Source organism: Streptomyces sp. NPDC037271 (assembly GCF_055603605.1).
Genome location: NZ_JBVJVN010000006.1, coordinates 162,603 through 187,602, shown reverse-complemented (window position 1 = coordinate 187,602; position 25,000 = coordinate 162,603). Strand labels below are relative to the sequence as shown.

The 25,000-nt window shown below is 67.8% G+C and carries 27 protein-coding genes and 1 tRNA gene; 19 read left to right on the top strand and 9 right to left on the bottom strand.

What is annotated here, in order from left to right; translation table 11 throughout:
- The first annotated feature begins 117 nt into the window (after positions 1-117).
- From ACZ7G3_RS14345 to ACZ7G3_RS14335, 3 genes are all read left to right on the top strand, one after another.
- Complete coding sequence (locus ACZ7G3_RS14345; protein WP_470925659.1) at positions 118-705, top strand: class IV adenylate cyclase; 588 nt, start codon at positions 118-120, stop codon at positions 703-705.
- A gap of 330 nt (positions 706-1,035) precedes the next feature.
- Entirely contained in the window at positions 1,036-1,677 is a 642-nt protein-coding gene (locus tag ACZ7G3_RS14340; protein WP_470925657.1) for a hypothetical protein, read from the top strand.
- Positions 1,678-1,994: 317 nt separating this feature from the next.
- Positions 1,995-3,317, top strand: a complete 1,323-nt coding sequence (locus ACZ7G3_RS14335) for a hypothetical protein (RefSeq protein ID WP_470925655.1) — start codon at positions 1,995-1,997, stop codon at positions 3,315-3,317.
- A 556-nt stretch (positions 3,318-3,873) separates the two neighbouring features.
- On the opposite strand, the gene ACZ7G3_RS14330 is transcribed toward ACZ7G3_RS14335, so the two are convergent.
- From ACZ7G3_RS14330 to ACZ7G3_RS14320, 3 genes are all read right to left on the bottom strand, one after another.
- Positions 3,874-4,809, bottom strand: a complete 936-nt coding sequence (locus tag ACZ7G3_RS14330; RefSeq protein ID WP_470925653.1) for a DNA adenine methylase — start codon at positions 4,807-4,809, stop codon at positions 3,874-3,876.
- Entirely contained in the window at positions 4,806-6,155 is a 1,350-nt protein-coding gene (locus ACZ7G3_RS14325) for a hypothetical protein (protein WP_470925652.1), read from the bottom strand. Before ACZ7G3_RS14325 ends, ACZ7G3_RS14330 begins: the two co-directional genes overlap by 4 nt.
- Positions 6,156-6,627: 472 nt before the next feature.
- On the bottom strand, positions 6,628-7,722 hold the full coding sequence (locus tag ACZ7G3_RS14320) for a DUF1152 domain-containing protein (RefSeq protein WP_470925650.1): 1,095 nt from the start codon (positions 7,720-7,722) through the stop codon (positions 6,628-6,630).
- Between the two features lie 81 nt (positions 7,723-7,803).
- Here ACZ7G3_RS14320 and ACZ7G3_RS14315 point away from each other — a divergent pair, with 81 nt between their 5' ends.
- The 14 genes from ACZ7G3_RS14315 (at position 7,804) to ACZ7G3_RS14250 (ending at position 16,501) form a co-directional block, all read left to right on the top strand.
- Positions 7,804-8,544, top strand: a complete 741-nt coding sequence (locus tag ACZ7G3_RS14315) for a GntR family transcriptional regulator (protein WP_426558304.1) — start codon at positions 7,804-7,806, stop codon at positions 8,542-8,544.
- Positions 8,545-8,824: 280 nt separating this feature from the next.
- Complete coding sequence (locus tag ACZ7G3_RS14310) at positions 8,825-9,262, top strand: ATP-binding protein (RefSeq protein ID WP_398133528.1); 438 nt, start codon at positions 8,825-8,827, stop codon at positions 9,260-9,262.
- Positions 9,263-9,351: 89 nt separating this feature from the next.
- The gene (locus tag ACZ7G3_RS14305) at positions 9,352-10,080 is read left to right on the top strand and encodes a GntR family transcriptional regulator (RefSeq protein ID WP_470925647.1); all 729 of its coding nucleotides are present in this window, start codon (positions 9,352-9,354) and stop codon (positions 10,078-10,080) included.
- Positions 10,081-10,200: 120 nt separating this feature from the next.
- On the top strand, positions 10,201-10,551 hold the full coding sequence (locus ACZ7G3_RS14300) for an SCO3933 family regulatory protein (protein ID WP_279564180.1): 351 nt from the start codon (positions 10,201-10,203) through the stop codon (positions 10,549-10,551).
- Positions 10,552-10,556: 5 nt separating this feature from the next.
- Positions 10,557-11,927, top strand: a complete 1,371-nt coding sequence (locus tag ACZ7G3_RS14295) for an FtsK/SpoIIIE domain-containing protein (RefSeq protein WP_470925645.1) — start codon at positions 10,557-10,559, stop codon at positions 11,925-11,927.
- Positions 11,928-12,012: 85 nt separating this feature from the next.
- Positions 12,013-12,183 (top strand): hypothetical protein, encoded by a 171-nt coding sequence (locus ACZ7G3_RS14290; protein ID WP_470925643.1) that lies wholly within the window; start codon positions 12,013-12,015, stop codon positions 12,181-12,183.
- Complete coding sequence (locus tag ACZ7G3_RS14285) at positions 12,183-12,830, top strand: DUF2637 domain-containing protein (protein WP_470925641.1); 648 nt, start codon at positions 12,183-12,185, stop codon at positions 12,828-12,830. The genes ACZ7G3_RS14290 and ACZ7G3_RS14285 overlap by 1 nt, the downstream gene beginning before the upstream one ends.
- 28 nt (positions 12,831-12,858) lie before the next feature.
- Complete coding sequence (locus ACZ7G3_RS14280; protein WP_426558294.1) at positions 12,859-13,059, top strand: hypothetical protein; 201 nt, start codon at positions 12,859-12,861, stop codon at positions 13,057-13,059.
- Entirely contained in the window at positions 13,059-13,250 is a 192-nt protein-coding gene (locus ACZ7G3_RS14275) for a mobile element transfer protein (protein ID WP_470925639.1), read from the top strand. Before ACZ7G3_RS14280 ends, ACZ7G3_RS14275 begins: the two co-directional genes overlap by 1 nt.
- 10 nt (positions 13,251-13,260) lie before the next feature.
- Positions 13,261-13,455: a hypothetical protein gene (locus ACZ7G3_RS14270; protein WP_470925637.1), complete on the top strand. Its 195-nt coding sequence runs from the start codon at positions 13,261-13,263 to the stop codon at positions 13,453-13,455.
- Between the two features lie 14 nt (positions 13,456-13,469).
- Positions 13,470-13,709 (top strand): SpdD protein, encoded by a 240-nt coding sequence (locus ACZ7G3_RS14265; protein WP_470925635.1) that lies wholly within the window; start codon positions 13,470-13,472, stop codon positions 13,707-13,709.
- 134 nt (positions 13,710-13,843) lie between these two features.
- On the top strand, positions 13,844-15,160 hold the full coding sequence (locus ACZ7G3_RS14260) for a replication initiator (protein ID WP_470925806.1): 1,317 nt from the start codon (positions 13,844-13,846) through the stop codon (positions 15,158-15,160).
- A complete protein-coding gene (locus ACZ7G3_RS14255; protein WP_470925633.1) occupies positions 15,153-15,335 on the top strand; it encodes a helix-turn-helix domain-containing protein in 183 nt (60 codons plus the stop codon). The genes ACZ7G3_RS14260 and ACZ7G3_RS14255 overlap by 8 nt, the downstream gene beginning before the upstream one ends.
- A complete protein-coding gene (locus tag ACZ7G3_RS14250; RefSeq protein ID WP_470925631.1) occupies positions 15,335-16,501 on the top strand; it encodes a site-specific integrase in 1,167 nt (388 codons plus the stop codon). Before ACZ7G3_RS14255 ends, ACZ7G3_RS14250 begins: the two co-directional genes overlap by 1 nt.
- 77 nt (positions 16,502-16,578) lie before the next feature.
- On the opposite strand, the gene ACZ7G3_RS14245 is transcribed toward ACZ7G3_RS14250, so the two are convergent.
- The 3 genes from ACZ7G3_RS14245 to ACZ7G3_RS14235 form a co-directional block, all read right to left on the bottom strand.
- A tRNA-Pro gene (locus ACZ7G3_RS14245) sits at positions 16,579-16,652 on the bottom strand.
- A 67-nt stretch (positions 16,653-16,719) separates the two neighbouring features.
- Complete coding sequence (locus ACZ7G3_RS14240; RefSeq protein WP_426601317.1) at positions 16,720-17,472, bottom strand: Pr6Pr family membrane protein; 753 nt, start codon at positions 17,470-17,472, stop codon at positions 16,720-16,722.
- A gap of 80 nt (positions 17,473-17,552) precedes the next feature.
- A complete protein-coding gene (locus ACZ7G3_RS14235) occupies positions 17,553-18,482 on the bottom strand; it encodes a metallophosphoesterase (protein WP_470925629.1) in 930 nt (309 codons plus the stop codon).
- Between the two features lie 158 nt (positions 18,483-18,640).
- On the opposite strand from ACZ7G3_RS14235, the gene ACZ7G3_RS14230 reads away from it, so the two are divergent.
- On the top strand, positions 18,641-19,105 hold the full coding sequence (locus tag ACZ7G3_RS14230) for a GatB/YqeY domain-containing protein (protein ID WP_470925627.1): 465 nt from the start codon (positions 18,641-18,643) through the stop codon (positions 19,103-19,105).
- A 191-nt stretch (positions 19,106-19,296) separates the two neighbouring features.
- Here ACZ7G3_RS14230 and ACZ7G3_RS14225 read toward each other — a convergent pair whose 3' ends face one another.
- Positions 19,297-21,609, bottom strand: coding sequence for a transglycosylase domain-containing protein (locus ACZ7G3_RS14225; protein ID WP_470925625.1), 2,313 nt, complete (start codon positions 21,607-21,609; stop codon positions 19,297-19,299).
- Positions 21,610-22,068: 459 nt separating this feature from the next.
- On the opposite strand from ACZ7G3_RS14225, the gene wblA reads away from it, so the two are divergent.
- Positions 22,069-22,410: a transcriptional regulator WblA gene (gene wblA / locus ACZ7G3_RS14220; protein ID WP_426523921.1), complete on the top strand. Its 342-nt coding sequence runs from the start codon at positions 22,069-22,071 to the stop codon at positions 22,408-22,410.
- A 118-nt stretch (positions 22,411-22,528) separates the two neighbouring features.
- On the opposite strand, the gene bagB is transcribed toward wblA, so the two are convergent.
- Both bagB and bagA read right to left on the bottom strand, forming a co-directional pair.
- Complete coding sequence (bagB, locus tag ACZ7G3_RS14215) at positions 22,529-23,989, bottom strand: ATPase BagB (RefSeq protein ID WP_470925623.1); 1,461 nt, start codon at positions 23,987-23,989, stop codon at positions 22,529-22,531.
- Positions 23,986-24,963 (bottom strand): ATPase BagA, encoded by a 978-nt coding sequence (bagA, locus tag ACZ7G3_RS14210; RefSeq protein ID WP_470925621.1) that lies wholly within the window; start codon positions 24,961-24,963, stop codon positions 23,986-23,988. The genes bagB and bagA overlap by 4 nt, the downstream gene beginning before the upstream one ends.
- Positions 24,964-25,000: the final 37 nt, after the last annotated feature.

Sequence of the window (25,000 nt, the reverse complement as noted above, 5' to 3'; positions counted from 1 at the left end):
GCCGACGGCCGGCCACGTGAGAGCCTCCCGCACCGTCTCGACTCGGGAGGACGCACGCACATCGCCAATGCCCCCGACGAGCGTCCACCCCATGGCCCACTTCTGAGAGAAGGGCACATGAAACACGAGTACGAGGCGAAGTTCCGGGCCGTCGACGCTGTCGGCCTCCAGGTGAGACTGACCGCCGTCGGTGCCGTCCAGGCGTTCCCCCGCACGCTCCTGACCCGCAGGATCTACGAGAACGACACTTTCGAGCACGGGACTTGGATCCGTCTCCGGGACGAGGGCACCCGGTCGACGCTCACGCTCAAGCAGGTCACCGACGGCACGAGGATCGACGGCACCAAGGAGATCGAGACCGAGGTCACTGATCTGCACGCCACGGCCGACATCCTGCGCCGGGTCGGGCTCACCGAGGTGCGTTACCAGGAGAACTACCGCGAGGAGTGGCGCTTGGGCGAGGTCGCCTTCGACTTCGACACCTGGCCCGGCTTCCCCACCTTCCTGGAGATCGAGGGGCCCGACGAGGCATCGGTCCGGCAGGCCGCCGCGCTGCTGGACCTCGACTACTCCAAAGCCCGCTTCGGCAGCGTCGACGCGATCTACAAGAGCGAGGCGGGCCGCGACATCCTCACTGAGCCGACCCTCCTGTTCTCCGACGTCGAGAAGTACGAGGACGCTTCCTCGACGCCTCGACGCAACTGAGCAGGTAGGCGGACATCCTTGCTCACGGAATCCGCCCCAGCAAACCACTCAGGGGCCCGACCCGCTCTCGCGAATCAAGCCCCTGACCTGGTATTTCTCTGTCGGGGTGGCGGGATTTGAACCCACGACCTCTTCGTCCCGAAGCAACTTGGGTGGGGGCGCTGCCTTGAGCTGGTACGGCGCTCACCTGGGCTGATGGTCCGTAGGCGTTCGCGGTTGTTCGCCGACGTTCGCTGGCATTGTCACGCAGTTAGACACTCACCCGGTACTTCTCCTCGTTTGTGGAAAACACGCGGCCAGAGCAATAGGCCATCCAGCAGACTGGCGGCCATGGACTGGATCTCACCCGTCTCCGGACTCGTTGGCGCCCTGGTGGGTGCGGGATTGTCATACCTCGGTACACACCGGGCGCAGGCTAAGGCACTGGCTGATGCCCGCCTGGCCCGCCTCCAGGCCAAGCAGGACCAAGCCGTAACCACATTGGCCGAGACTTTTGGTGATCTTCAGAAGCATGTCCGGGAGGTCCCAGGCGACTGGGAGCCGGGGATGGACGCCGGGGCGACCGCCGCCGTCACGGCGGCACGACAGGCGTGGGATGAGAAACTGCAAGATTTCATTGCGCCGGCCCGGTTGGCCATCGGGGTCATCCGGGACAAGAAACTGCGCCGCCGCCTCAACGAGACCATGAACCTGCTGGAAGAGTGGGACAGCGGGCTGGTGTATGCCTTCCACGGCCGCTCCCGCGCCGGAGTGCTGCGCGGGGTGATCGCCCATGCTGTGGAGTGCGTAGGAACGTGGCAGCGGGAAGAGGCACTGCCCGAACCTAACCACGCCTTCCGGGAGGCGCGGGAGTCCATGCAGGCCAAGCGGGACGAGTGGGAAGCCATCGCGGAGGCCCAGGAGGAAGACCGGCTCCGGCGTCGTGCCGAGCGCGACAGTGCAGGCACGCCGCCTCCCCCCGTGGTCGGGTGATGTGAGCTCCGGCGGCCATGGGCCCCCAGGATGGGCAACGAGCAATGACCTCGCGCTCTCAGCTTGGGAAGCTGCGATCATTTGGGGGCGGTTCGGGCACTGACATTGCCGAACGGATGGATCGTGGTCTCGCAGGGGTGGGCCGCTTTCCCGTTGATTTCCCGCTGTTCCCCGCTTGATCTGGTGCGCTTGTGGTGCGGTCGAGCAGCAGCCCGGCCACCGGACAAGGAGTGGTTTTAGGCGAGCCGCCGGGAGCAAGCGCCACGCTTCGGGAAAATGCCCGCGCCCTCGTCTGCCAGTCCTTCATGATGATGGGCATGCACCCTCGGGACGAAGAGATATGGCGGGCGATCGACAAGGGCCTCCGGGCGATCGACTGGGCGGCGTGGTTCGGTTGCCCAGAGGGCGCCGACTATCTCTCCCCTGCAGGTCACGAGGTGACCGCCCGCGCGGTGGCCGGGCTCACCGCGTTCTTCGACAGCCGCTGGCTGCCCAAGGCTGTGACCCCCTCGCCCGCCTCTGGCCGGGCCAGCGACACATTCGTCGGTCTGGGCCGGGCTGCCCCGGTACTTCAGTTCATGAATGGAGCCGAGCGGGGAGCATGGGTGGAGGCTATTCGGTGGTGGGCCGCGTACGCCTATCTGGAGAAAACCGAGGTGCCCGGCTTTGCCTCGGTCAGACGGGACGCCCGCCGCGACGTCACCCTGTCCCGGTTCCTGCACACCCAGACGCAGGCTCGGCTTGCACTCATGGGGGCGGCCCGCGGACTCCCGGTCGAGTTGGAGCCGGCAAAAGCCAGCGGCGGCCCCGGCGACGTCCGTATTGGTCCGGTCTTCATCGAGGTCGTCACCTTCGCTGAGGACCAAAGGTTCCAGGACTACGAGAAGTTCCGCCAGAACTGCCGGGGCCACCTCCTCACCCTAGACAGGGGCCGCGACATCTACTGGGAAGGAGACCTCCCCGAACTCCTCAACGACGACGACTTCGAAACTTGGAAGAAGCGGACCGAAGATGCCGCCCAACAGTGCACGGCCTCGGAGGCCGCAGTCGACGTCGTCAGCAGCGCCGGGAGGCGGCTGACCGTCCATCCAGGGACGGCCCCCCAGGGCACCACACTGACCGGGGACACCGTAGAGAGAGACCAGGGCAAGCGGCTTTTGGGCAAGGTACGCGGCAAGTGCGCCAAGACACAGGGAGCGGGCACTGCGTGGATCTGGGTGGAGGACCACAGCGGCCTCTTCCACTTCCCGACACCCTTCGCCGACATGTCGCTCGCTGCCAAGACCGACGCGCTCGCAGAACTGCTCGGACCACTCCTAGGGGAGTATGTCCACGTCGCCGGGATCATCGTCTCGAACGCGGCCCGCCGACGCCTGCCGCTCCCGCCGAATGAGGACGCGCCCCGCCCCGCCGCGCAGGGCTTCCGAAGGGGGCTGCCCCTCGACCGGGTCCGTGAGACGTTCGTGATCCCCCGGCGAATCCTTTTGCCGGAACAGACCAGCCTAATAGCCAGAATGTGCGATGTTGAAGCTGCTGCGCTCGACTGGGCTCTAGGGAAGCTCGGTGTTCCCGGGGGTATGACATCGCTGCTGGCCGTCTCCTCGACGCCGCACCGCGTTTCTCCGCTGTGGACGCCGTAAGCCGACCTCGGCGGTAAGGGGCGTGAGGCTTCACCTCGCTGGCGATGCTCCACTCGCTTCGCGGCGGCGCCATAAATCGCACCACAACAGTTCTGAGTCAGCACCGCTTTAGGAGAGAGGCTGGGGCGTCGAGTCGGCGACCTGCGGCTTCGATGCCTGACGAGTTGCCCGGCAACTCGACCTCCAGACACCCTTGTTAACCGTGGCTGACCGCTGTATCTGGCACGGCAGTGGCACGAAGCTTAGCCGACGACAGCCAGCCACGATGGCGAGTGCGCCGACCGACCACGCGCGCGTGTGACTCGCTGCACCCCCACCAGCCTCAGCCACGCCATCGGGGTGTGACGTCAACCAGAGCAAGCGGTCACGGCCGGCCCGTGACGACGGTCGGAGCCCTCAGCTTGGGAATCACGAGTACCCTCCCGCGTTGGTACTGCTTTGATCAGCTCTTAATCACGAGATGAGGCTTGTGCCTCCCTGGGAAGGCACCGTGGTTGACCGCTCCTTGCCGACGCGTTTGGCATGCATCTGGCACGGCCTGCGTCGCTTCCGGCTCCTAGCCATTAGGCTGCACGCTGCGATTCTCCGCGACACTCCGTGAGGTTTCGCGCTTCCTCTTGGACGTCATCCATCTAAAATTTCCGTCGCCGATTATTCCGGTGACCTCTGGCAGAATCAACCTATTCCCAAAAATTGCATACTCTACGCCTGTCCGCTGTATCTGCGCTGTGTGTAGAATGTCAAACTCCACGCACCGGAAACCCTTATACAATTCTTCGGTGATGCGTTTATTGGCGTCGTAAGTGAGAAGCCACCTCAGGGGAGTTTGGCGCAGCAAGTTCGCCAGCTCTTGGTGGTCTTCTCCTGTTAGTGAATCGAGGTAGAGCCTGTCTCCCTGAATGATGTAGGGCGGATCCACATACATCAAAGTTTGGTCGCTCTGCGGCTCAAGGTGCCGAATGAAGGAGCGTGCATCCATTTGTGAGATAGTAACGCGTTCGCGCAATTTTGCCAGATGATCGATCCTCTCAATCAGTGAGTCTCGATTAAATCTGGCATCGATCTTCCAATTTCCGGTCTGGTCGAGCCCACCGATCGGGCGCGCTCGCAGGATCCCGGATCGATTGCACCTATTCAGAAAGAATGTTGAAAAACCGAGTTCGATGTCAGATCGACCGGAAGGATTATTGTAGATATCTGCGTGACGATGCCATTCGTCGATGGTTACTTTTGCTGAGGCGACTGCTTCGGTGAGACTGTCGGAGTCAAAAAAAATGCAGCGCCACAGGGCTGCGACGCCTGGATCTAGGTCATTGATGTGAATGTGGTCTACTTCGTTGTCAACAAGAAGACGCAATGCGGCGCCCGCGCCCCCGGCAAAGGCTTCAGCGTACGATCGGGGACGCGGGCGTTGTCGCGAAAGGAGGTGCGCGATATAAGGCGCTAGGCGCGCCTTTCCTCCTGGATATCGCAGAGGACTGATATACCTCATCGCTTCTTCTTCTCGATAAGTTCATCGATCTGCGTCAGCAGGGGGCCGTAAGCCAAGCTAAGTTTCCGGACTTCGGATGTGAGTGGGCTGGACTGCCAGTTGTGCACAAACTGGTGGAGGGTCTTCAGCACAAGTGCTCCTTCGTCCTTCTGTGAGAAGCGCCAAGCATCCTTGAGCGCCGGGTTGTTCTGTGCCGGATCAACCTGATGGAGCGCGGCACCGATCCGGCTCTTAAGGTCGCCCTGGCCCCGGCTCCAGCCGAGTTGATGCGCAGCGTCAAGAACTACGATGTCCACTACGATCCGCACCATGATAGCTGCGATGTTTGGCATCTCGTCGATGCTGAGCCGCTTCGCCTCCTGGAAGACCTCCGAAGTGCGAATGCTTACATTATGCAATGAAACGCTTTGAAATAGCCGCTTCTCGAAGTCTGGCCGTCTGCGCCTAGGAGGCTTCGGGGTCTTCGGCTCCGGCGTCTCGTTGGCCTCGACTGACTCTGCGCTGCCAGCGGGGTTGGTGGTTGAAAACCTCTGCGGTGTATCGAGTCGATCTGCCAGCCGCGGCAAGTCCTCCTCGACTTTCTGCAGGTAGGTAGTCCGCTGATCCTTCGTTTTGATCTTATCCACCGAATAGGAACCGGCCAGATCATGGAACAGGCGGGAGAGGATTCGGTGCATCCGCTCTTTGGGGAATTCGGAAATGACTGAATCTCCATCAAACGAGATACCCAGTCTCTTTCGGATGTCCGGGTCTCCGATCATTCGACCCAGGTTAGTGATCCTGTTTTCCCGGACGGTTGCAACATCGGCGATGAGGTCGACGTCGTCCGCGAACCATGCATTCATGGCTTCCGTGAGGAGTCTAGCTTTCTCAGTGGAATTCGAGCGGCCGCTAAACCTGCTTACCTCTGCGGAGTCCCACTTTACGACACCGACGCCCTTGTTCTCTCCGGTGTGTCTGAGCTTGATCCACGGCGCGGCTTGCTGCCGGCTTTCTGCGATAATGCACTGAACCCGCCGAGGGACTTCTGCCTTTGCGGCGATGGCGGCAAATTTCCGCTGCAGCTGAACATTGGGAGCCAGGCCAGGTTTGTGGAGCAGCTTGAGCGTTGCGATCCTGCGGTTGCCTTCAAGGACAACATTTATGTCACCATCGGGCATGACTACGATCAGTTCAGTCGGGTTGAGGCCTCTTTCGGCGATGCTCCTGGCCAGCCGCAGGATCTTGTCCGTATCCTTATCGAGGATGGCGGCGATCGATTCTTCGAGACTGCTAGTTGGCTGTGCGTGCCGAGGGTTCAACTCGTCCAAGGTCAGAGACGTCACATGCATGCTTGCTTGTTTCATGCCACTCATAGTCCTCGCCGCCCCCTTGCGGTGCACCACATTTTCTGGCAGGCAGATCATACGTGGGCTGATGACCTCATTGCTATACAGATGATTTTTCGCCAGGTGGCCTGTAATCGTCTCTCGCAAGGTCGGCGGAGCGGGCTTGACCGGTGTCCTGCCAGGTTTGGGGCCAAGCATGATCAGGGGGTCGTACGCTGGCCGGCAACTCGGGCAGGCTGTGATCCTGCCCGGAACTTGAACGAGTGGCCCGCTGGTCTTGCTCGAGGCGGGCCCCGAACCGAGGAGGTGGCTAAAGCCGTGGAGCCGACCGCCCCAGCCACAAAGGGTGTCTCCCCACTTCATGCCCGCAGCCGCCGAGCGCGCCGCCGGGCGCGGCCAGCCGGGGCGAAGACAGGAGGCGGGCCGCGCCGTAGAGGCGGCGCGCGCCCGCGCCGTGCGCGGGCCTTGAACCAGTAGAGAAAGTTGTAACTCAAGTGGCGTTGGGGATGCACCAAAGCGGAGCTACGTACTGATCCGGGCGTCTGAAGAGCAGGAGTTGGCGCAGGTCGCTGCGCTGGGTGCCGTTGAGGCTCAGGGCCTCGGTGAGGTGGCGGAACGTCGTGTGGGTGATTCCGCGGGCGTGGGCCTCTGACTCGAACTGGTCGAGTTGGCGCAGCACCGCTTCCGTATCGAGTGCCGCTGGCGGCTGGTTCTTCAACCAGGTGGCCTTATTGCGCTCGTAGTCGATTTCCGAGAAACCGCAGACCTCGCGGCTGTGGGCCTCGGCTTCGTCCAGGGTCGTCGTCGCCATGATGGCTCGGGCCAGAGCGTTGTGGCTCAGAGCCTCGTCCAGGTCGACTTCGTGTAGCTGTGGGCTCGCGTCTGTGAGCGGTACGGGCAGGCCGGCGTCGCGTACCTCGCACGTACCGCGGACTCCTCGGGCCGTCGCCGCGAGCATGCCCGTGGCTTCGGATGGGTGCCATTCCAGGACGCTGCTGATCGGGGCTACGTCCTCCGCCGTGAAGGTGTGGACGACGGGGCCCAGGAGCGAGCGAAGGTCGTCTGCCGACAGTTCGCCGTCCAGGCCGGGGCCGGCGACCAGGAGTCGGACAGGGGCGTCTACGCGGCAGCACGCTGCAAGGGTCAGTGCGTCGGCGAGTGGGCTCTTGAGGGTCGGTTCGTCGCCGCGGGCGAGGATGTCTCCGCCGACGTCCAGGAGGTCGATCGACTCCGGCGTCAGGTGGGCGATCAGCTCCTCCAGCTGGTTCGTCACGCCTTCGGCTCCGTGCTGTGGGTCGAGTAGGGCGAACGTCTGGGGAAGCTCGGCTGCGAGGCGGGGGAGGGTGGACCCTGCGGGAGCGATCGGGCGGGCCGTCGCCGGCACTGACCGGACGGACCGGGTGATGGCTTCGAGGCCGGTGAAGTCGTCTGCGCTGCGGGGGCCCGGTACGGGGTCGACCAAGAGGCGGTCCCACGCGTAGGTGAGGATCACCGCCTGGTCCTCGTCGCCGTACAGGGCGGCGTGAAGCATTGCGGCGGCGACTGCGTCGCCCCCTCCTCCTGCTGCGACGATCAACCGCGTCATGTGGTCAACATTACGGGTTCTGGTATTAGCCACTCACTCTATAGTGGCTAGAGGCCATAGCCACTTGGACGAGGAGGAGTCGTGCCGCAGATCGAGGAGGCGCAACCGAAGTATCTCCAGATCGCTCACCACATCCGCGATCAGATCCTTCGGGGTGACCTGCGAGCGGGTGACGAGGTGCCGTCGGAACGGCAGTTGGCCGCTGACTGGAAGGTTTCCCGTCCGACCGCGGCACGGGCCTTGGAGGCGCTGAGTCATCAGGGGCTCGTCGAGAAGCGGCAAGGCTCGGGGACGTACGTGCGGAGTCTGGAAGTCAACCGGCGTGCGCGGGAGTTGTACGGCCGGGCTCGTCAGACCGGGAAGATCTACACGCCCGGTGAGTACGCGGTGATCACCTCGGCCGGCTGGATGGACGCCCCGGATCACGTTGCTGAGGCTCTCGGGTTGGTGAAGGACCGCCGGGCCGTCCATCGCCGGCGCGTGACCAACAACCAGGACGGGCCCATCACGTTGTCGACCTCCTGGTTCGCGCCCGATGTCGGTCAGCGCGCGCCCAAGCTCACGGATCCCGGGCGGATTCAGGAGGGGACCCTGATGTACGTCGAGAACACGACAGGGCGGCAGGGGAGTTACGCCGAGGACCGGATGTGCGCTCGAGGCGCCACCGACGAAGAGGCCGCCGACCTGAATCTCGAGCCGGGCTCCGCCGTGCTGGTCGTTCACCACGTCGTCTACGACATGCAGGACCGGCCGTTGGAGTTCGCCGAGGCGACGTACCCGCCGCACCGTTGGGCGTTCGAGCAGGGGTATCCGCTGACGTGACCTGACAGACAGTCAGTTGCGCGAACCGCTTGCGCGCCACAAGTGGCCAATGCCACTATCCAGTAAGTGGCTAAGGCCACTTACTGGAAGGGGGCACGGCGTGGCAGGTCGGCGACCGGATCAGGGCACGCGTTCAGCATGCCGAGGATGCCGGGGACGCGGTTGGAAGTGCGTCGGTTCGCGTACGTCGGTGGCGCTCGCCGCCGCCAACGACCGCACCCGTGTCTCATCGAAGCGGCGCTGCCTCGACTGCGACGGCAGCGGCAAGGAGTGAGCGCGGATGACCTACCGGTTCAACCGCTGTCCCAGCGAGGAATCACCGTGGCTCGGGGCGTTGACCCTGCACCCGATTCCGGAGTCCGTCCCCCGGGCTCGGCGCTGGTTCCGAAAGTTCATCGCCCCGTACAACCCGGCCTGTTCGGTCGACGACTGCGCGCTGCTGATCTCCGAGCTGGTGACGAACGCCATTCTGTACGGGCGTGCTGACGAGGAGTGGTGCGTACGCGTGGAGTGGTTCCGGGAGGGAACCTCGCTGCGTGTGGAGGTGCACAACCCCGGCTTTCCGGTGAACGTGCGTCTTCGCCGGCCGGACGCCGACGACGCCCACGGGCGCGGACTGCTCTTGGTCGACTCCATCGCGGAGTCCTGGCACTCCGGGCCCAGCCGCTTCGGCGGGACGGTGGTCGCCTTCCTGATGGCCGATGCGTGGCCTGCCTGAGCCAGGCGTCCCCCGCTCCTACACCTGCCCGGGGATTGTCGCTAGTCTGGTTGACCAGTTGACTTGGCCAATCTCGACGGGCGGCGTGCATGGGATATGAGGTGGAGGCCCCCAAGTACGTGCGCCTCGCACAGACCATTCAGGGCCGCATCGAGGACGGCACGTACCCGCCCGGCACCCGTGTCCCCAGTGAGAACCAGCTTGTGCAGGCGTTCGGAATGTCCCGGCCCACGGTCGTGCGGGCTCTGGAGCTGCTGAAGCGTGACGGCTGGCTGGAGTCCCGGCAGGGGTACGGAACCATCGTGCGCGGGCGTCCTGCGGACGTCGAGGAGAGGGAGCGCCGCGGGCGGGGTGTGCTGGCTCGGGACGAGTCGCAGACTCCCGGACGGCTCGTCGAGGTCGCGGAAGTGCCGGTGCCGACTCGTGTGGCCTCGGTTCTTGGTCTGCCCAAGCGTGCCAAGGTTCTGATGCGTCGCTTCCTGGTCGAGGAGGACGGCGAGGCTGTGGAGCTGCTCTCCTCCTACTTCCCCGCCGGCCTGGTCGAGGGCACCGAACTGGCGAGCGCTGACGCGCTGAAGTCCGGGACGCGGGCGCACCTGGAAGCACGCAAGAAGGTCCGCTTCGACCACGTGACGGAGCGGGTCTCTGCTCGGCTGCCCGACGCTGCCGAACGCGAGCTGTTGGACCTGCCGGACGGCGTACCCGTCCTGAGCATCCTCGTGATCGCCTGCGACGCCTCCGGGCGAGCACTCCAGGTGTCTGATGTGCTGCTGCCTGCCGACAGGCAAGAGCTGGAAGACACCTACCGCCTGAACTGACCCGAATCGCGGGCGTGTTCACTCTGCATGTCACTTGACAAGTCAACCTGGCATCCCTAGCTTCGGACTTGCTAAGTCAACTTGTCAGGTGGCAGGTTGCCGACTCTGAAGGAGAAATTTGTGCGTGTGATCCGCATTGACGCCTCGTCCGCCACGGTCCTGCTCACCGAGCCGCCGGCCCCGAAGGTGCGGGACCGGAAGACCGGGGAGATCGCCAAGGACGCCGTGAGCGGCGAGGCACTGATGACGGTCGGCGTCGTCTACATCGACGAGGGCGAGTCGTCGCTGATCCAGGTCACCATCCCGGAGAGCGGAGTCACGGACGGTCTGACCGTCGGAGCTCCCGTTTCTCTGCCCGGTCTGGTGGCACGTCCCTGGGAAAGCGTCTTCAACGGCCAGCAGCGGCACGGCATCGCCTACCGTGCCACCGCCGTCGCCGCGGGCGCCTTCCCGATGGCTCAGGCGGGCTGACCGACGTGACCGACCTGATGACGGTGGTGGAGGTGGGCGGGTCACTCGCGGCGATAGGCGGCGCGGCCTACGCCCGGCATGCCCACCCCGCCGCGTACTGGTCCACGGTCGGGATCCCGGCCTCAGTGGTCCGACTGCTCGCCTCGTACTCCTCGACCATGGACGCCTGCGGCCTGACCGTCGAACCGCCTCGCTGGCGGGTCCTGGCGGTCAGGGCCACCACCCGCCGGGAGATCCGGCCGGTCCCGCCGCGCCGGGGACTCATCCGGCCCACCGCGACCGGGCTGCGGATGCGGCTCCGGCTCGCTCCCGGGCAGGAACCCGCCGACGTCGCCGCCTCGGCCGAACGGTTGCGGCACGCTTGGGGCGTCCATGCCGTATACGTGCGCGACATCAAGCCCGGGGTCGTTGAACTGCGACTTGTCGGCTTCGATGTGCTGCGCAAGGTACGGATGCCTCGCCGATCCGGCGGCGGGTTACTGCGGGTGCCGGTGGCTCTGCGGGAGGACGCGACCGCGTTCGTCCGGGACTACCGCGCCGTACCCCACGAACTCGTGCTCGGTGCCACGCTGTCCGGCAAGTCCATGTACCTGCGCAACCTGATCGCCGGACTGGCGACTCAGCCCGTGGCCCTGGTCGGCATCGACTGCAAGCGCGGTGTCGAACTGTCGCCCTTCGCCGCCCGCTTCTCCGCGCTGGCCACCGACCAGCGACAGGCGGCCGAGCTGCTGCCCGTCCTCGTGAGCGAAATGGAGGACCGCTACGACCTGATCAAGGCACGGCAGGGCATCGCCCCCGGCACCCCCGACGAACTGATCACCTCCGACATCTGGGGACTGCCCGACGAGGACCGCCCGCCGCCCCTCGTGCTGTTCATCGACGAGGTGGCGGAACTCTTCCTCGTCGCGAGCAGGAAGGACGAGGACCGGCGGGACGAGATGGTCACCCAGCTCATCCGCCTCGCCCAGCTCGGCCGCGCCGCCGGCATCTATCTGGAGGTGTGCGGACAGCGCTTCGGCGCTGAGCTGGGCAAGGGCGCGACCATGCTGCGGGCCCAGCTCACCGGCCGTGTCTGCCACCGCGTCAACGACGAAGCCTCCGCCAAGATGGCCCTCGGCGACATCGCCCCGGAAGCCGTCTACGCGGCCTGCTCCATCCCCGCCGAACGGCCCGGCCTCGCCGCCGTGGGCGACACCTCCGGCGGCTGGTCCCGCATCCGCACGCCGCACCTGACCCTCGCCGACGCGGCGGCCACCTGCCGCGCCACGGCTCACCTCGCCCCCGACGTACCGGCACTCGCACCCTTCCGGCCGTCGACCTCGACCGTGCCCGCGCAGTCACTTCAGCCCGTGACCGCACCGCACCCGGCCCCGTAACCCCCTCGCCCCTCCCACGGCAGGCGTGGCCGTCCCGCGCCGAGTCCCTACCCCCGCCATGCCTGAAGAAAGGAGAGCAGCCACCATGTGCCGCGACTGCGAGGACTTCGCCCGCACCGTCCTTCTGCTGGGCCATCTCGCCATGTACGCCGAAACACCCGGCGCCGACGCGACCTTCGTGGAGGTCATGGGCTCCGCCCTGGCCGCGTCGCTGCCGGAGCCCCCGCCGGGCCTCCTCCCCGGCGAGTCGGCCTGATGCCCCGCCCCACGGTCGTGCGCGCGGACGCGGTCCTGATCCAGGCGGTCATCGCCGGGGCCCTGTCCTTCGCCCACCTCCACGACCTCGCCGCCGCTGCCGGACAGACCGGATGGAAGGCGTGGGCGTATCCAATCTCCGTCGACCTGCTCCTCGTCGCCGCCTGGCACCGACTCCGCTCCGGCGCCGCGAAAGCGTCGGCCTGGTGCTGGTTCCTCGTCGCCCTGGTCGCCTCGCTCGGTGCCAACGTCGCGACCGCCGGCCTCCTCGACCTGAACGACGTACCCGCCTGGCTGCGCATCCTCGTCGCCGGCTGGCCCGCGGTCGCCTTCCTCGGCGGGACTCTTCTCGCCCACGGAACGCGAACGCCTCCGGCAGGACCTGAAGCGGCACCGACCGCGAAGACAGAGCCGGCGCCCACGTCGACAACTCCCGAGTCATCCACCGCGCCCGTGCCGGACCCCGCCCAACCCCCCACACCCACACCCACCCCCGTGCCCGTTCCGCCCGCCCTCGTCGCCCTGGCCCACAAGGTCGCTGACGAACACAGGACCCGGACCGGCACAGCCATCGACACCTCGACCCTTCGCGCCAGGCTCGGCGTCCCGATGCCGCTCGCCGAAGCCATCGCCGCACAACTCACCTGATCACCTGATCCACGGAGGTACTCCGACCGTGCGCCCGTCCACGCTCCGCGTGCTCAACCGCGCTGCCGAGCTGACCCGCCAGAACCGCCTCACCGAAGCGATGCTCATCGCCGAACCCGTGATCCTCACCGCCGACGAGTACGAGGGCGACGAGATCCGGCGCTGGCTCCTCGACCACGTCACCGACTTCACCGGCGAGAACGACGAGAGCTGGAAGGACCTGCCCTGATGCCCCGCACCCCGCGCTTCCGCCGCGTCGTCCGCATCGGCCCCGTACAGGTCGCCACCTACTACGACGACCGGGGCCGCGAGCAGCACACCGCGGCCTGCACCGCCCCGCGCTGCGGCTTCGCCGCCGACTACGACAGCCGCGCCGCCGCCGAACTCGCCGCCCGCACCCACCGCTGCCGCGTCCGCTGAGGGAGCTCCCGTGACCGTCTCGCTGCCGCTCGTCCTGGTCCTGGGCCTCATCGCCTGGGGCACGGTCCGGTTCCTCGGCGTCCGAGTCTGGATCGTCGTCGTGATCGCACTCTTCGGCTTCCTGCTCTCACGCACCTTCCTCGCCCCGGCCATCGACTCCGGCACCCGCTCCGGCGTCGACATCGTCAACGGCACCCGCGACTGACAAGGAGATACGCAGTGTTCCGTCCCAAGCTGCCCGACGTCCCGACCCCGACCGACCTCACCCACCACCACACCCACATCCCGATGCCCTTCGCCGGCCGCACCCTCGCCCCCTACATCGGCCCGGTCGCCGCGGTGGTCGTCGTGGGCGTCGTCCTCACCGCGCTCCTGGCGGCGGTCGCCGTCACGGCCGTATCCGTGGCCATCGCCGCCGTCGTCCTGCGTTCCCTCGTCAGCAGCGCGAACAAGCGCTGACCGGCCGCCGGGGCGGCAACAAGCCGCCAAGCATCCCGCCGCCCCGGGGCCGTCCCTCCCAACCGCCGTAACAGCCGAAAGGAACTCCCATCATCACCCGGCAGACTCCGCCCCCGCTGGCGGAACTCTCCACCCTGGCCTCCCTCGGCAACCTGCCCGAGCTGGCCCGCCAACTCTCCGGCCTGGGCGGCTGCACGCACCCGATCCGCCTCGACGGCCACCGCACCGAGTACGCCGTCGACACCCGTACCGGAGTGATCGGCGCCGCCCTCCACCACCTGGACTCCACCGACCTTCCGGCCGGTCACCTCCTGGTCCGCTGCAACAACCGCCGCACCACCCGCTGCGCCGCCTGCGCAGAGGTGTACCGCCGCGACACCTTCCACCTGATCACCTCAGGCCTGCGCGGCGGCAAGGGCGTCCCCGAACACGTCTCCGCCCACCCTCGCGTCTTCGCCACCTTCACCGCCCCCGGCTTCGGCCCGGTCCACAACCGCCCCACCGGCCCGGCCCGCACCGTCCGCCCCTGCCGCTGCGGCACCCTCCACGACCAGGACGACGCCGTACTCGGCACCCCGCTCAACCCGGACACCTACGACTACGAAGCGGCCGTCCTGTGGAACGCGCACGCCGGCCTGCTGTGGCGGCGCTTCTCGATCTACCTTCGCCGGGAGGTCGCCAAGCGCGCCGGCCTCACACAGCGGACCTTCCGCGAGCACGCACGGGTCTCCTTCGCCAAGGTCGCCGAGTACCAGAAGCGCGGGGCCGTCCACTTCCACGCCGTCATCCGCATCGACGGCCCCACCGGCAGCGACACCCCGCCTCCCGCCTGGGCCACCGCCGAACTGCTCACCGACGCCATCCGCGCCGCCGCCACTGCCGCCCAGGTCGACGGCCCGACCATCGACGGCCACGCCCACACCTTCGCCTTCGGCCGCCAGTTCGACGTACGCATCATCCGGTCCGCCGACTTCGAGGGCGGCCAGGAGCTGACCGAACGGGCGGTGGCCGCGTACATCGCCAAGTACGCCACCAAGGGCGCCGAAACCGCGACCGGCGCCCTCGACCGCCCACTGAAGTTCCTCGCCGAACTCGCCCAGCTCGACATCAGCGACCACGCCCGTCGCCTCGTCCGAACCGCCTGGACCCTCGGCGCCCGCAAAGAACTCGAACACCTCCGCCTGCGCGCCTGGGCCCACATGCTCGGCTTCCGCGGCCACTTCTCCACGAAGTCCCGTCGCTACTCCACCACCCTCGGCGCCCTCCGTACCGCCCGCGCCGAATACCGCCGTGCCCAAGCCGCTGCGGTGACCGAGACCGGCAGGAAGACGACCACGCTCGTCCTCGCCCACTGGATCTACGCCGGTACCGCCCTCACCGACGCCGAAGCCTGGCTCACCGAAACCCTCCAACCCGCCCCCGGAACAGAAGGAGAGCCGACGCATGCGTGACGAAGAGCTGTTGACCGTGGGTGAAGTCATGGCTCGCCTGAAGGTGAGCCGGTCCACGGTCTACGAACTGATCCGTACCCGGCGTCTGCCCTCCGTCGCCATCGGCCGGTGCCGGCGCATCCCCGCCTCCGCCCTCGGGGACTTCATCGCAGGACAGATGGAGCGTGCTGCCTGATGACCAAGCGTCGTAGCCGCGGTGACGGCGGCCTCCACTGGGACGAGAAGAGACAGCGCTGGATCGCCACGGCGAACCTCGGCTTCGACCCGAGCGGCAAACGCATCGTGAAACGGGGGAGTGGCAAGACCAAGACCGAGGCGAAGAACAAGCTCAAGGAGGTTCTACGGGACCACGAAGACGGTCTCGCGATCGCGCCGACGAACTACACCGTTGCCGATGCCGTGAATGACTGGCTCGCGTACGGTCTGGCGGGGCGAGACCCTGGCACCGTCGAGACGTGCACGCTCCTGAGTCAGAAGCACGTCATCCCGGCCTTGGGCGCACGCAAGCTCCGCGACCTCAGTGCGGAGGACATCGACCGCTGGCTGGCGACCAAGGGGCAGACGCTCAGTACGCGCACGTTGCAAGCTGTCCACTCCTGCCTGAACCGCTCGGTCAAGAGGGCCATGGCGCGGGACAAGGTGAAGCGCAACGTGGTCGAGCTGTGCTCGGTGCCCCAGGGGCAGGCTGGGCGGCCGTCCAAGGCGCTGTCCTTCTCTCAGGCTGAGGCGGTGCTGAAGGCGGCGGAGGGCACCTCCATGCACGCGTACATCGTCGTCGCTCTGCTGACCGGCGCCCGTACCGAGGAACTGCGGGCGCTCACTTGGGACCACGTCTTCTTGAAAGGACGGCCGGACGCCGATCCGCCCCAGCCTCCGCACATCGCCGTGTGGCGCTCGGTGCGGCGTGGTGGGGACACGAAGACACGGAAGTCCCGGCGCACGCTCGCCCTGCCGGCGCGCTGCGTGGAGATTCTCTGGCAGCACTTCGAAGATCAGGGGTGGGAACGGCTCGCTGCTGGTGACAAGTGGGACGAGCACGGACTCGTCTTCTCCTCGGCCGTGGGCAAGCCGCTCGATGCCACGAACGTCCGGCGCGCCTTCCGCCAGGCGCTCAAGGATGCCGAGGGCGTCAACGCCGACGAGTGGACCCCTCGGGAGCTCCGGCACAGCTTCGTGTCGCTGCTCTCCGACCGTGGCGTCCCGCTGGAGGAGATCTCCCGCCTGGTCGGCCATTCCGGCACGGCCGTGACCGAGGAGGTCTACCGGAAGCAGATCCGGCCCGTGATCCAGACCGGCGCTGTGATCATGGACGGCATCTTCAAGCGCGCTCCGGAGCGGTAGTCACGCAGATAGACACGCACACGAAACAGGTGAGGCACCTACTGAATTCAGTAGGTGCCTCACCTGGTGTTTCACTGTCGGGGTGGCGGGATTTGAACCCACGACCTCTTCGTCCCGAACGAAGCGCGCTACCAAGCTGCGCCACACCCCGATCGTCGCTGCTTGTCGCGGCGACGTCGTTTACTTTAGCCCACCGGCGGCCGGAGGTGAAATCCGGTTTATCTGCGGTGGCGGAGCGGGTTCGGGCGGATGTGGTCCAGTGCCACGAGGAGGGCGCCCAGGGCGTAGAGGGACAGGCCCAGGAGGAGGGCGTTGCCGAGGACGCCCTTGTAGCCGTGCTGGTCGACGTCGAGGAAGGGGTAGAGGTAGCGGTCCTGGGTGCCGGGGAGGAGGAGCTCGCCGCGGGCCAGGGAGAAGGCCAGGTAGGCCAGGGGGTAGAGGAGCCACGCGGCGGCCTGGCGCAGGTGCAGGCGGCCGGGGGTGGTGAGCAGGAGCCAGTCCAGGGCCGCGGCGACGGGGACGGCCGTGTTCAGGATGTGGGCCGCGGCCGTGTGCCAGCCCGTGCCCGTGCCGTCCGTCACGGCGAACGGGCTCGCCGCGTTGGCCAGGAGCAGGTGGTGGACGAGGCCGCCGGCGGCGACGTACAGCAGGACCGCGCCCGTGAGGGCGCCCGGCAGGGGGTGGCGGGCGGACCAGGCGCGACGGGCGGAGGCCGGCATGACCAGGGTCAGCAGGATGCTGCTCTGGACCGTGAAGTGACTCAGGGGACTGGTGGCCGGGCCGCCGCCCACCAGTAGTTCGATGGTCACGCCCGTCAGGGCCAGAAGTGCGGTGAGGGCGCGGAAGCCGGCGACCAGCGGGCGGCGTACGGGGGTCAGGACGGCCGTCGCCGGGACGGGGGAATGCAGCAGTCGGGGCGGGCCCGGGAGTGCGGGGAGGTCCGGGATGTCCCTGGGTATCGGGGCTGTCATGGCCCCAAGCTAGACAGACCGGACATGGCGGGCTATGCGGGTGGGCCGTGTGGGTTACCCGGCCCGCCCCCGGCCGGCGGTCAGCGCTCCCGCCCCACCAGTGTCAGCAGCGTCGCCTCCGGCGGGCAGGCGAAACGTACCGGTGTGTACCTGTTCGTTCCGCATCCCGCTGATACGTGGAGGTAGGCCGTACGGCCCTCGGCCGTGTGGGTGGACAGGCCCTTCACGCGCTCCGTGTCCAGGTCGCAGTTGGTGACCAGGGCGCCGTAGAAGGGGATGCACAGCTGGCCGCCGTGCGTGTGGCCGGCGAGGAGCAGGGGGTAGCCGTCCGCCGTGTACGAGTCGAGGACGCGCAGGTACGGCGCGTGGACCACGCCCATCGAGAAGTCCGCCGTGCCGGACGGGCCGCCCGCCACCTCCGCGTACCGGTCCCGTTTGATGTGCGGGTCGTCCAGTCCCGTCAGCTCGACGGACACGCCCTCGATCTTGAGCATGCCGCGCGTGTTCGTGAGGTTCTGCCAGCCGGCCGCGTCGAAGCCGTCGCGGAGGTCCTCCCACGGGTTGTGGACGACTCCGACGGCGGGCGCGTTGCCGTTCAGGCCGTGGCGGCCCTGGGCCTTCTCGATCAGGTACCGGGCGGGGTTGCGCAGCTTCGGGCCGTAGTAGTCGTTGGAGCCGAAGACGTAGGCGCCCGGGAACTCCATCAGGGGGCCGAGGGCGTCCAGGACCTCCGGGACACCGTCCGGGTCGGACAGGTTGTCGCCGGTGTTGATCACGAAGTCGGGGCGCAGGCCGGCCAGCGACTGCAGCCAGCGCTGCTTCTTGCGCTGGCCGCCGACCATGTGGATGTCGGAGACCTGCAGCACGCGCAGGGGGCGCATCCCGGGGGGCAGGACGGGGACCGTCACCCGTCGGAGGCGGAACGAGCGGGCCTCGAAGCCCGCCGCGTAGACCAGACCGGCGGCGCCAACCGCCGTGATTCCCAGGGGTACTCCGTATCGCACGCGCATGCAGCCATCGTGTCAGAAGCGGTGGCGGGAGCCGACCGCGCGGGCGGCCGGCCAAGGCACTCGCCGGGATGCTCACCAACGGTCGCGGCAGAGGGTCGTTGGCAGAGGGTCCTTAAATGAGCAGGCGCTCTTCCTTCCGCACCTGCGACAATCACCCCATGACCACGCTCAAGTCGAAGCTGCACGACGACCTCAACGCCGCGATCAAGGATCGTGACGAGCTCCGCTCCTCGACGCTCCGGCTGACGCTCGCCGCGATCACCAAGGAAGAGGTCGCGGGGAAGGAGAAGCGGGAGCTCTCCGACGACGAGGTGCAGAAGGTGATCACTCGCGAGGCGAAGAAGCGCCGCGAGGCCGCCGAGGCGTTCGCGCAGGGCGGTCGTACGGAGCAGGCCGAGCGGGAGAAGGCGGAGGGCGTGGTGCTCGCCGCCTACCTGCCCCAGCAGCTGTCCGACGACGAGCTGGACGCGATCGTCGCGCAGGCCGTCGAGGAGGCGAAGGCGGCCGGTGCCGAGGGGCCCCGGGCCATGGGTGCCGTCATGAAGATCGTGAACCCGAAGGTGGCCGGGCAGGCCGAGGGCGGCCGGGTCGCCGCCGCGGTGAAGAAGCTGCTGGCCGGCTGAGTGCCGTCGTCCCCCGCCACCGCGGGTGACCGCGTCCACGAAGAACCGGCGAAGACCGGCGGCCCCTCCCTCGTGAGGAAGGGGCCGCCGGTCTTCGCCGTCGTACCGGAGCTTGCCCGGTGTCGACCGGAGTTCGGTGTCGACCGGGGCTGGGCTCGGTGTCGTACCGGAGCTCGGCGTCGTGCCGGAGGTCAGTCGCGCCGCCCGCCGATGCCGTTTCCGCCGTTGCCCTGTCCCTGGATGATGTTCCCCGGGAAGCCGCCGCCGGGGCCGCCGTTGCCGGTGCCGCCGTCGATCAGGCCGCCGATGACACCGGCGTCGCCGTCGCCCTCATCGCCGTTGTCCTCGTCGCCGTTGCCACCGTCGTCCCGGTCGCCGCCGCCGTCGCCGCCGTCGCCGGCGTCACCGCCCGGGCCCTTGTCCTTGTCCTTGTCGGCCTTGGGAATGTCGACGATGTTGAAGTTCGGGGACTCCTTGCCGGCCAGGGCGCCGGTCATGGCGTCCTTCCAGATGGGGCCCGGGACCGCGCCACCGAAGACGAGGGCGTGGGTGACGCCGCCGATCGAGATGTTCTTCATCTCGACCTCCTGGGAGGCGCTGCCGACCCAGACGGCGCCCGACATGTTCGGCGTGTAGCCGGCGAACCAGGCGTTCTTGCGCTCGTCGGTCGTACCCGTCTTACCGGCGTTGTGCCGGTCGCTGAGGCCGGCCTCCTTACCCGTACCGGAGTCGACCACACCCCGCAGCAGGGTGTTCACCGTGTCCGCGGTCTTCTCGCTCATGGCCCGCGAGCACGTCGACTTCGGCACCTCGAGCGACTTCTGCTCGTTGCCGACCTTCTGCGTGATCGACTCGATCGCGACCGGCGTGCAGTACATGCCGCGCGAGGCGAAGGTCGCGTACGCGTTCGCCAGCGTCAGGGGGGACATACCGACCGAACCGAGGGCGAGGGCGGAGGGGCTCTGCGGCAGCTTCTCGCCGTTGCCCTGCCGGACGTGCAGCTTGTCCGCCATGTTGGCCACCGGGCACAGACCGATGTCGGAGAGCATCTGCACGAAGTACGTGTTGACCGAGAGGCCCATCGCGTCTTCCAGGCGGTACGGGCCGACCTCCGTCTCGTTCTCGTTCTCGACGGTGTAGGACTTGTCGTTGATCCAGGGCTTGCCACAGGTCTGGACGGGGCTCGGGTACTCCATCTCGTACGGCGACGAGTACTCCTTCGTCGCCGGCACACCCTCCTCCAGCGCCGCGGCGGCGAGGAAGGGCTTGAACGTCGAGCCCGTGGGGAAGCCGAAGTTGGAGCCGCCGTAGGCCGCGTCGACCGAGTAGTTGATCTCCGTCTCGTTCTTGCCGTAGCCGTACGGCTTCGACTGGCCCATGGCGAGGATCTTGCCGGTGCCCGGTTCGACCAGCGTGGTCGCCGCGGACACCGAGTCCGACTGGTAGATGTGGTCCTTCAGGGAGGCCTGCACCGACTCCTGGGCCTGCGGGTCGAGCGTCGTGCGGATGGTCAGGCCGCCCTGGTTCCAGATCTTGGAACGGTCCTTGCGGGTCTTGCCGAAGACCGGGTCGTTCAGGAACACCTCGCGCACGTAGTCGCAGAAGAAGCTCGAGTTCTTCACGGCCGTGATGCACCCGTTCTTGGGCCGGCTGACCTTCAGTCCGAGCGGTGCCGCCTGGGCCTTGTCGGCCTCCGCCTGCGAGATGTCACCGACCTGGGCCATGCGCTGCAGCACGGTGTTGCGCCGCTCGGTGGCCTCCGCCTCGTCGTTGACCGGGTCGTACCGGCTGGGTGACTGGACGATGCCGGCCAGGAGCGCGGCCTCCTGGAGTTCGAGGTCCTTGGCGGACTTCGAGAAGTAGCGCCGGGAGGCCGCCTCGACGCCGTAGGCCTGCTGGCCGAAGAACGTGATGTTCAGGTAGTTCTCGAGGATCTGCTTCTTGCCCAGCTCCTCCTCGACCTGGATGGCGAGCTTCAGCTCGCGGATCTTGCGGCCGAGGGTCTGCTGGGTGGCCTGGGCGACCAGCGTCGGGTCGTCGCCGGCCTCCTCCACGAAGACGTTCTTGACGTACTGCTGCGTGAGCGTGGACGCGCCCTCGGACACCCCGCCGCTGCGCGCGTTCTTGTTGAGCGCGCGCAGTACGCCCTTGAGGTCGACCGCGCCGTGCTCGTAGAAACGAGAGTCCTCGATGGCGACGATCGCCTTCTGCATGTACGGCGAGATGTCCTTCAGGTCGACCACCGTGCGGTCGCGCGAGTACACCGTGGCGATGGTGCCGCCGTCGGCGTCGAGGATGGAGGTGCGCTGGCTCAGCGGGGGAGTCTTCAGGTTGGCCGGGAGTGCGTCGAAACTCTCCACCGACCCCTTGGCCGCCAGGCCCAGCGCGCCCACCGCGGGCAACGCGATGCCGGCCAGCACGGCTCCCGCGAGGACACTGACACCGAGGAACTTGGCGGCCTGTTGCGTTGGCGACAGACCACCGCCCGAGCGCTTCTTTGGCATGGAGGCAGCCTACGTTCTCATTCGCCGGACACGCGTATATGCCTTGGCCTAAGCTGCACTCAACTGTCACAGCAGTGCGGCCACGTATCAATACGTCCGGTGACCCCGAATCGTTCCGGATCCGCTCGACTTTTTTCCGAAGGGCCCCGCTGGGGGCGCGTTGGGGTGTACGGGCGCGTGCCGCAGTGTGTGGGACGCGCGTCCGAATCCGCCTCGTGTGTCAGCCGGTGTCCGTTGTGGCGTAGCAGGCATGACCCGAATGCCGGGATAGTCACGCATGTCGCCAGCTCACTCCCCCGGGTGATCTGCCGCTTACCCATAGTCCGTTCGGGCCATTCAAGATTGGGCCCGAAGGGGGTGTTGCGCTGTGCCCGCCTTCCGTAACGTCCTCAACTGGCGGCGGTGAATATGCCGCTGCCGCCGTGGGGGAGCCTCGATTCGGGAGAGGACGGCGCCGGTATGGGCTGGGTAACCGACTGGAGTGCGCAGGCCGCCTGCCGCACTACCGATCCGGACGAACTGTTCGTTCAGGGAGCAGCGCAGAACAGGGCCAAGGCGGTGTGCACCGGATGCCCGGTGCGGACCGAGTGCCTGGCCGACGCGCTCGACAACCGCGTCGAGTTCGGCGTATGGGGAGGCATGACGGAGCGGGAACGCCGCGCACTGCTGCGCCGGCGGCCCACCGTCACCTCCTGGCGCCGTCTGCTGGAGACGGCGCGGACCGAGTACGAGCGAGGGGCCGGCATCATGCCCCTCGACGACGAAGAGATCTACGAGAACTACGTGGCGGCCGTGGGCTGAGCCGGTCCGGGAGCTCCTCCGGCGGCACCTCGGTTCGGGCGTGCCGTTCGGGCGCGTCGTCCGGGCATGTCGTCCGGGCATGTCGTTCGGGTGCTCCGGTTCGGACGCCGCGGCTGGATCAAACGCCCGTCCCGGGCAGCTCGGGCCGGTCCGTCGCGAGACGGACGCCGATTTCCCGCAGCCCCGCGAGGTCGTGCACGTCGCCCGGCAGCGCGGCCACTTCGGTGACCGCCACCTCGGGATGACGCGCGGTGAAGCGGTCACGCGTGCGCTGCTCGCGGGCGAGCAGGTGCATACGGTCCGCGTGCAGCCTCAGCAGGCCCGCGGTGAGCTGGTCGACGGACCGGTCCGGTGTACCGGGAGCCTCGGGGGAGTGCTCAGGCTTTGGATCCGGATCGGGGTCGGAGGCGGGGTCGGAGCCGTGATCAGGGTCGGGGTCGGCCTTGGATTCGGGATCGGACGTGGACGTGGACTGGGGCGCGGGACCGGAAGAGCCGGGCTCGGGAAGGCCCGGCTCGGAAGAGTCTGAACTGCCGTGCGTGTCAGGAGAGTTACGAACTCGAGCTTTCCCGCCGTCCTGATCCACAATGCGGGGTTCCTCAAGATTTTCCGCGGCGGCGAGCGCCCGCTCGGCCGACAACCGGTCGGCGCCGCTGCCATGGACCCGGTTGAGCACCAGGCCGGCGAGCGGCATGTCCTCGGCCGCCAGCCGCTCCACGAAGTACGCGGCCTCACGCAGTGCGTCCCGCTCCGGGGCCGCGACCACCAGGAACGCCGTCCCGGGCGCCTGGAGCAGCTTGTACGTCGCGTCCGCGCGCGTACGGAACCCGCCGAACATCGAGTCCATCGCGGCCACGAAGGTCTGCACGTCCTTCAGGAACTGCCCGCCCAGCACCTTCCCCAGAACGCCCGTCATCATCGACATGCCGACGTTCAGGAACTTCATGCCGGCCCGGCCGCCGACCTTCGCCGGGGCCAGCAGGACGCGGATCAGCTTGCCGTCCAGGAAGGACCCCAGACGCTTGGGGGCGTCCAGGAAGTCGAGCGCCGACCGGGACGGCGGGGTGTCCACGACGATGAGGTCCCACTCGTCCCTCGCCCGCAGCTGCCCCAGCTTCTCCATCGCCATGTACTCCTGCGTGCCCGCGAAGCCCGCCGAGAGCGACTGGTAGAAGGGGTTGCCGAGGATCGCCGCCGCCCGGTCGGGATCCGCGTGCGCCTCGACGATCTCGTCGAACGTGCGCTTCATGTCGAGCATCATGGCGTGCAGCTCACCGCCCGCCGAGTCGTCGACGCCCTTCACCCGGCGCGGGGTGTTGTCGAGCGAGTCGATGCCCATGGACTGGGCGAGCCGCCGGGCCGGGTCGATGGTGAGGACGACCACCTTGCGGCCGCGCTCGGCCGCGCGCAGGCCGAGGGCCGCCGCGGTGGTCGTCTTGCCGACCCCGCCCGAACCGCAGCACACCACGATGCGGGTCTTCGGGTCCTCCAGCAGCGGGTCGACGTCGAGCACCCGCGCGGGGGACAGGTGCCGCGCGCCCTCCAGGTGACGGGCGGCCGGGTCCGGGCTCGGGCTCATGCGATCCCCTGCTTCCGCAGCTCGATGGCCAGTTCGTACAGGCCCGCCAGGTCCATGCCCTCGGCGAGCAAGGGCAGTTCGTGCAGCGGCAGGCCGAGACCGGTCAGGACGGCCCGCTGCTCCTGCTCCAGCGTGTACCGCTCGGCGTACTCCTCGGCCTGCGCCAGCAGCGGGTCCACCAGCCGCTCGGCGTGTCCGCCCCGCCGCGCCCCGCCGAGCCCGGCCCCCGACAGGGAGCGGGCGAGTGCCGTACGCGGTGTGCTCCGTACGAGGTCCAGGGCGGTCGCGTCCAGCACCTCGGGCCGGACCATGTTGACCATGACCCGCCCCACCGGGAGGCGCGCCGACCGCAGCTCGGCGATGCCGTCCGCGGTCTCCTGGACCGGCATCTCCTCCAGCAGCGTCACCAGGTGCACGGCGGTCTCCCGGGACTTCAGCACCCGCATCACGGCCTGCGCCTGATTGTGTATCGGCCCGACCTTCGCGAGGCCGGCCACCTCGTCGTTGACGTTGAGGAACCGCGTGATGCGCCCGGTCGGCGGGGCGTCCATGACCACGTAGTCGTACGCGAACCGCCCGCTTCTGTCCTTGCGCCGCACCGCCTCGCACGCCTTGCCGGTCAGCAGGACGTCCCTGACCCCCGGCGCGACGGTGGTCGCGAAGTCGATCGCGCCGAGCTTCTTCAGGGCCCGCCCGGCGCTGCCCAGTTTGTAGAACATCTGGAGGTAGTCCAGAAGTGCCAGTTCGGGGTCGATGGCGAGGGCGTACACCTCCCCGCCCCCGGGAGCGACGGCGATCTTCCGCTCCTCATAAGGCAGCGCTTCCGTCTCGAAGAGCTGCGCGATGCCCTGGCGGCCCTCGACCTCGACGAGAAGCGCGCGCTTCCCCTCGGTGGCCAGGGCCAGCGCGAGGGCCGCGGCCACCGTGGTCTTGCCGGTTCCGCCCTTGCCGCTGACGACCTGGAGCCTGCTCACGTATTCGAGCGTAACCAGTCCGCGCGCCGAGTACGCC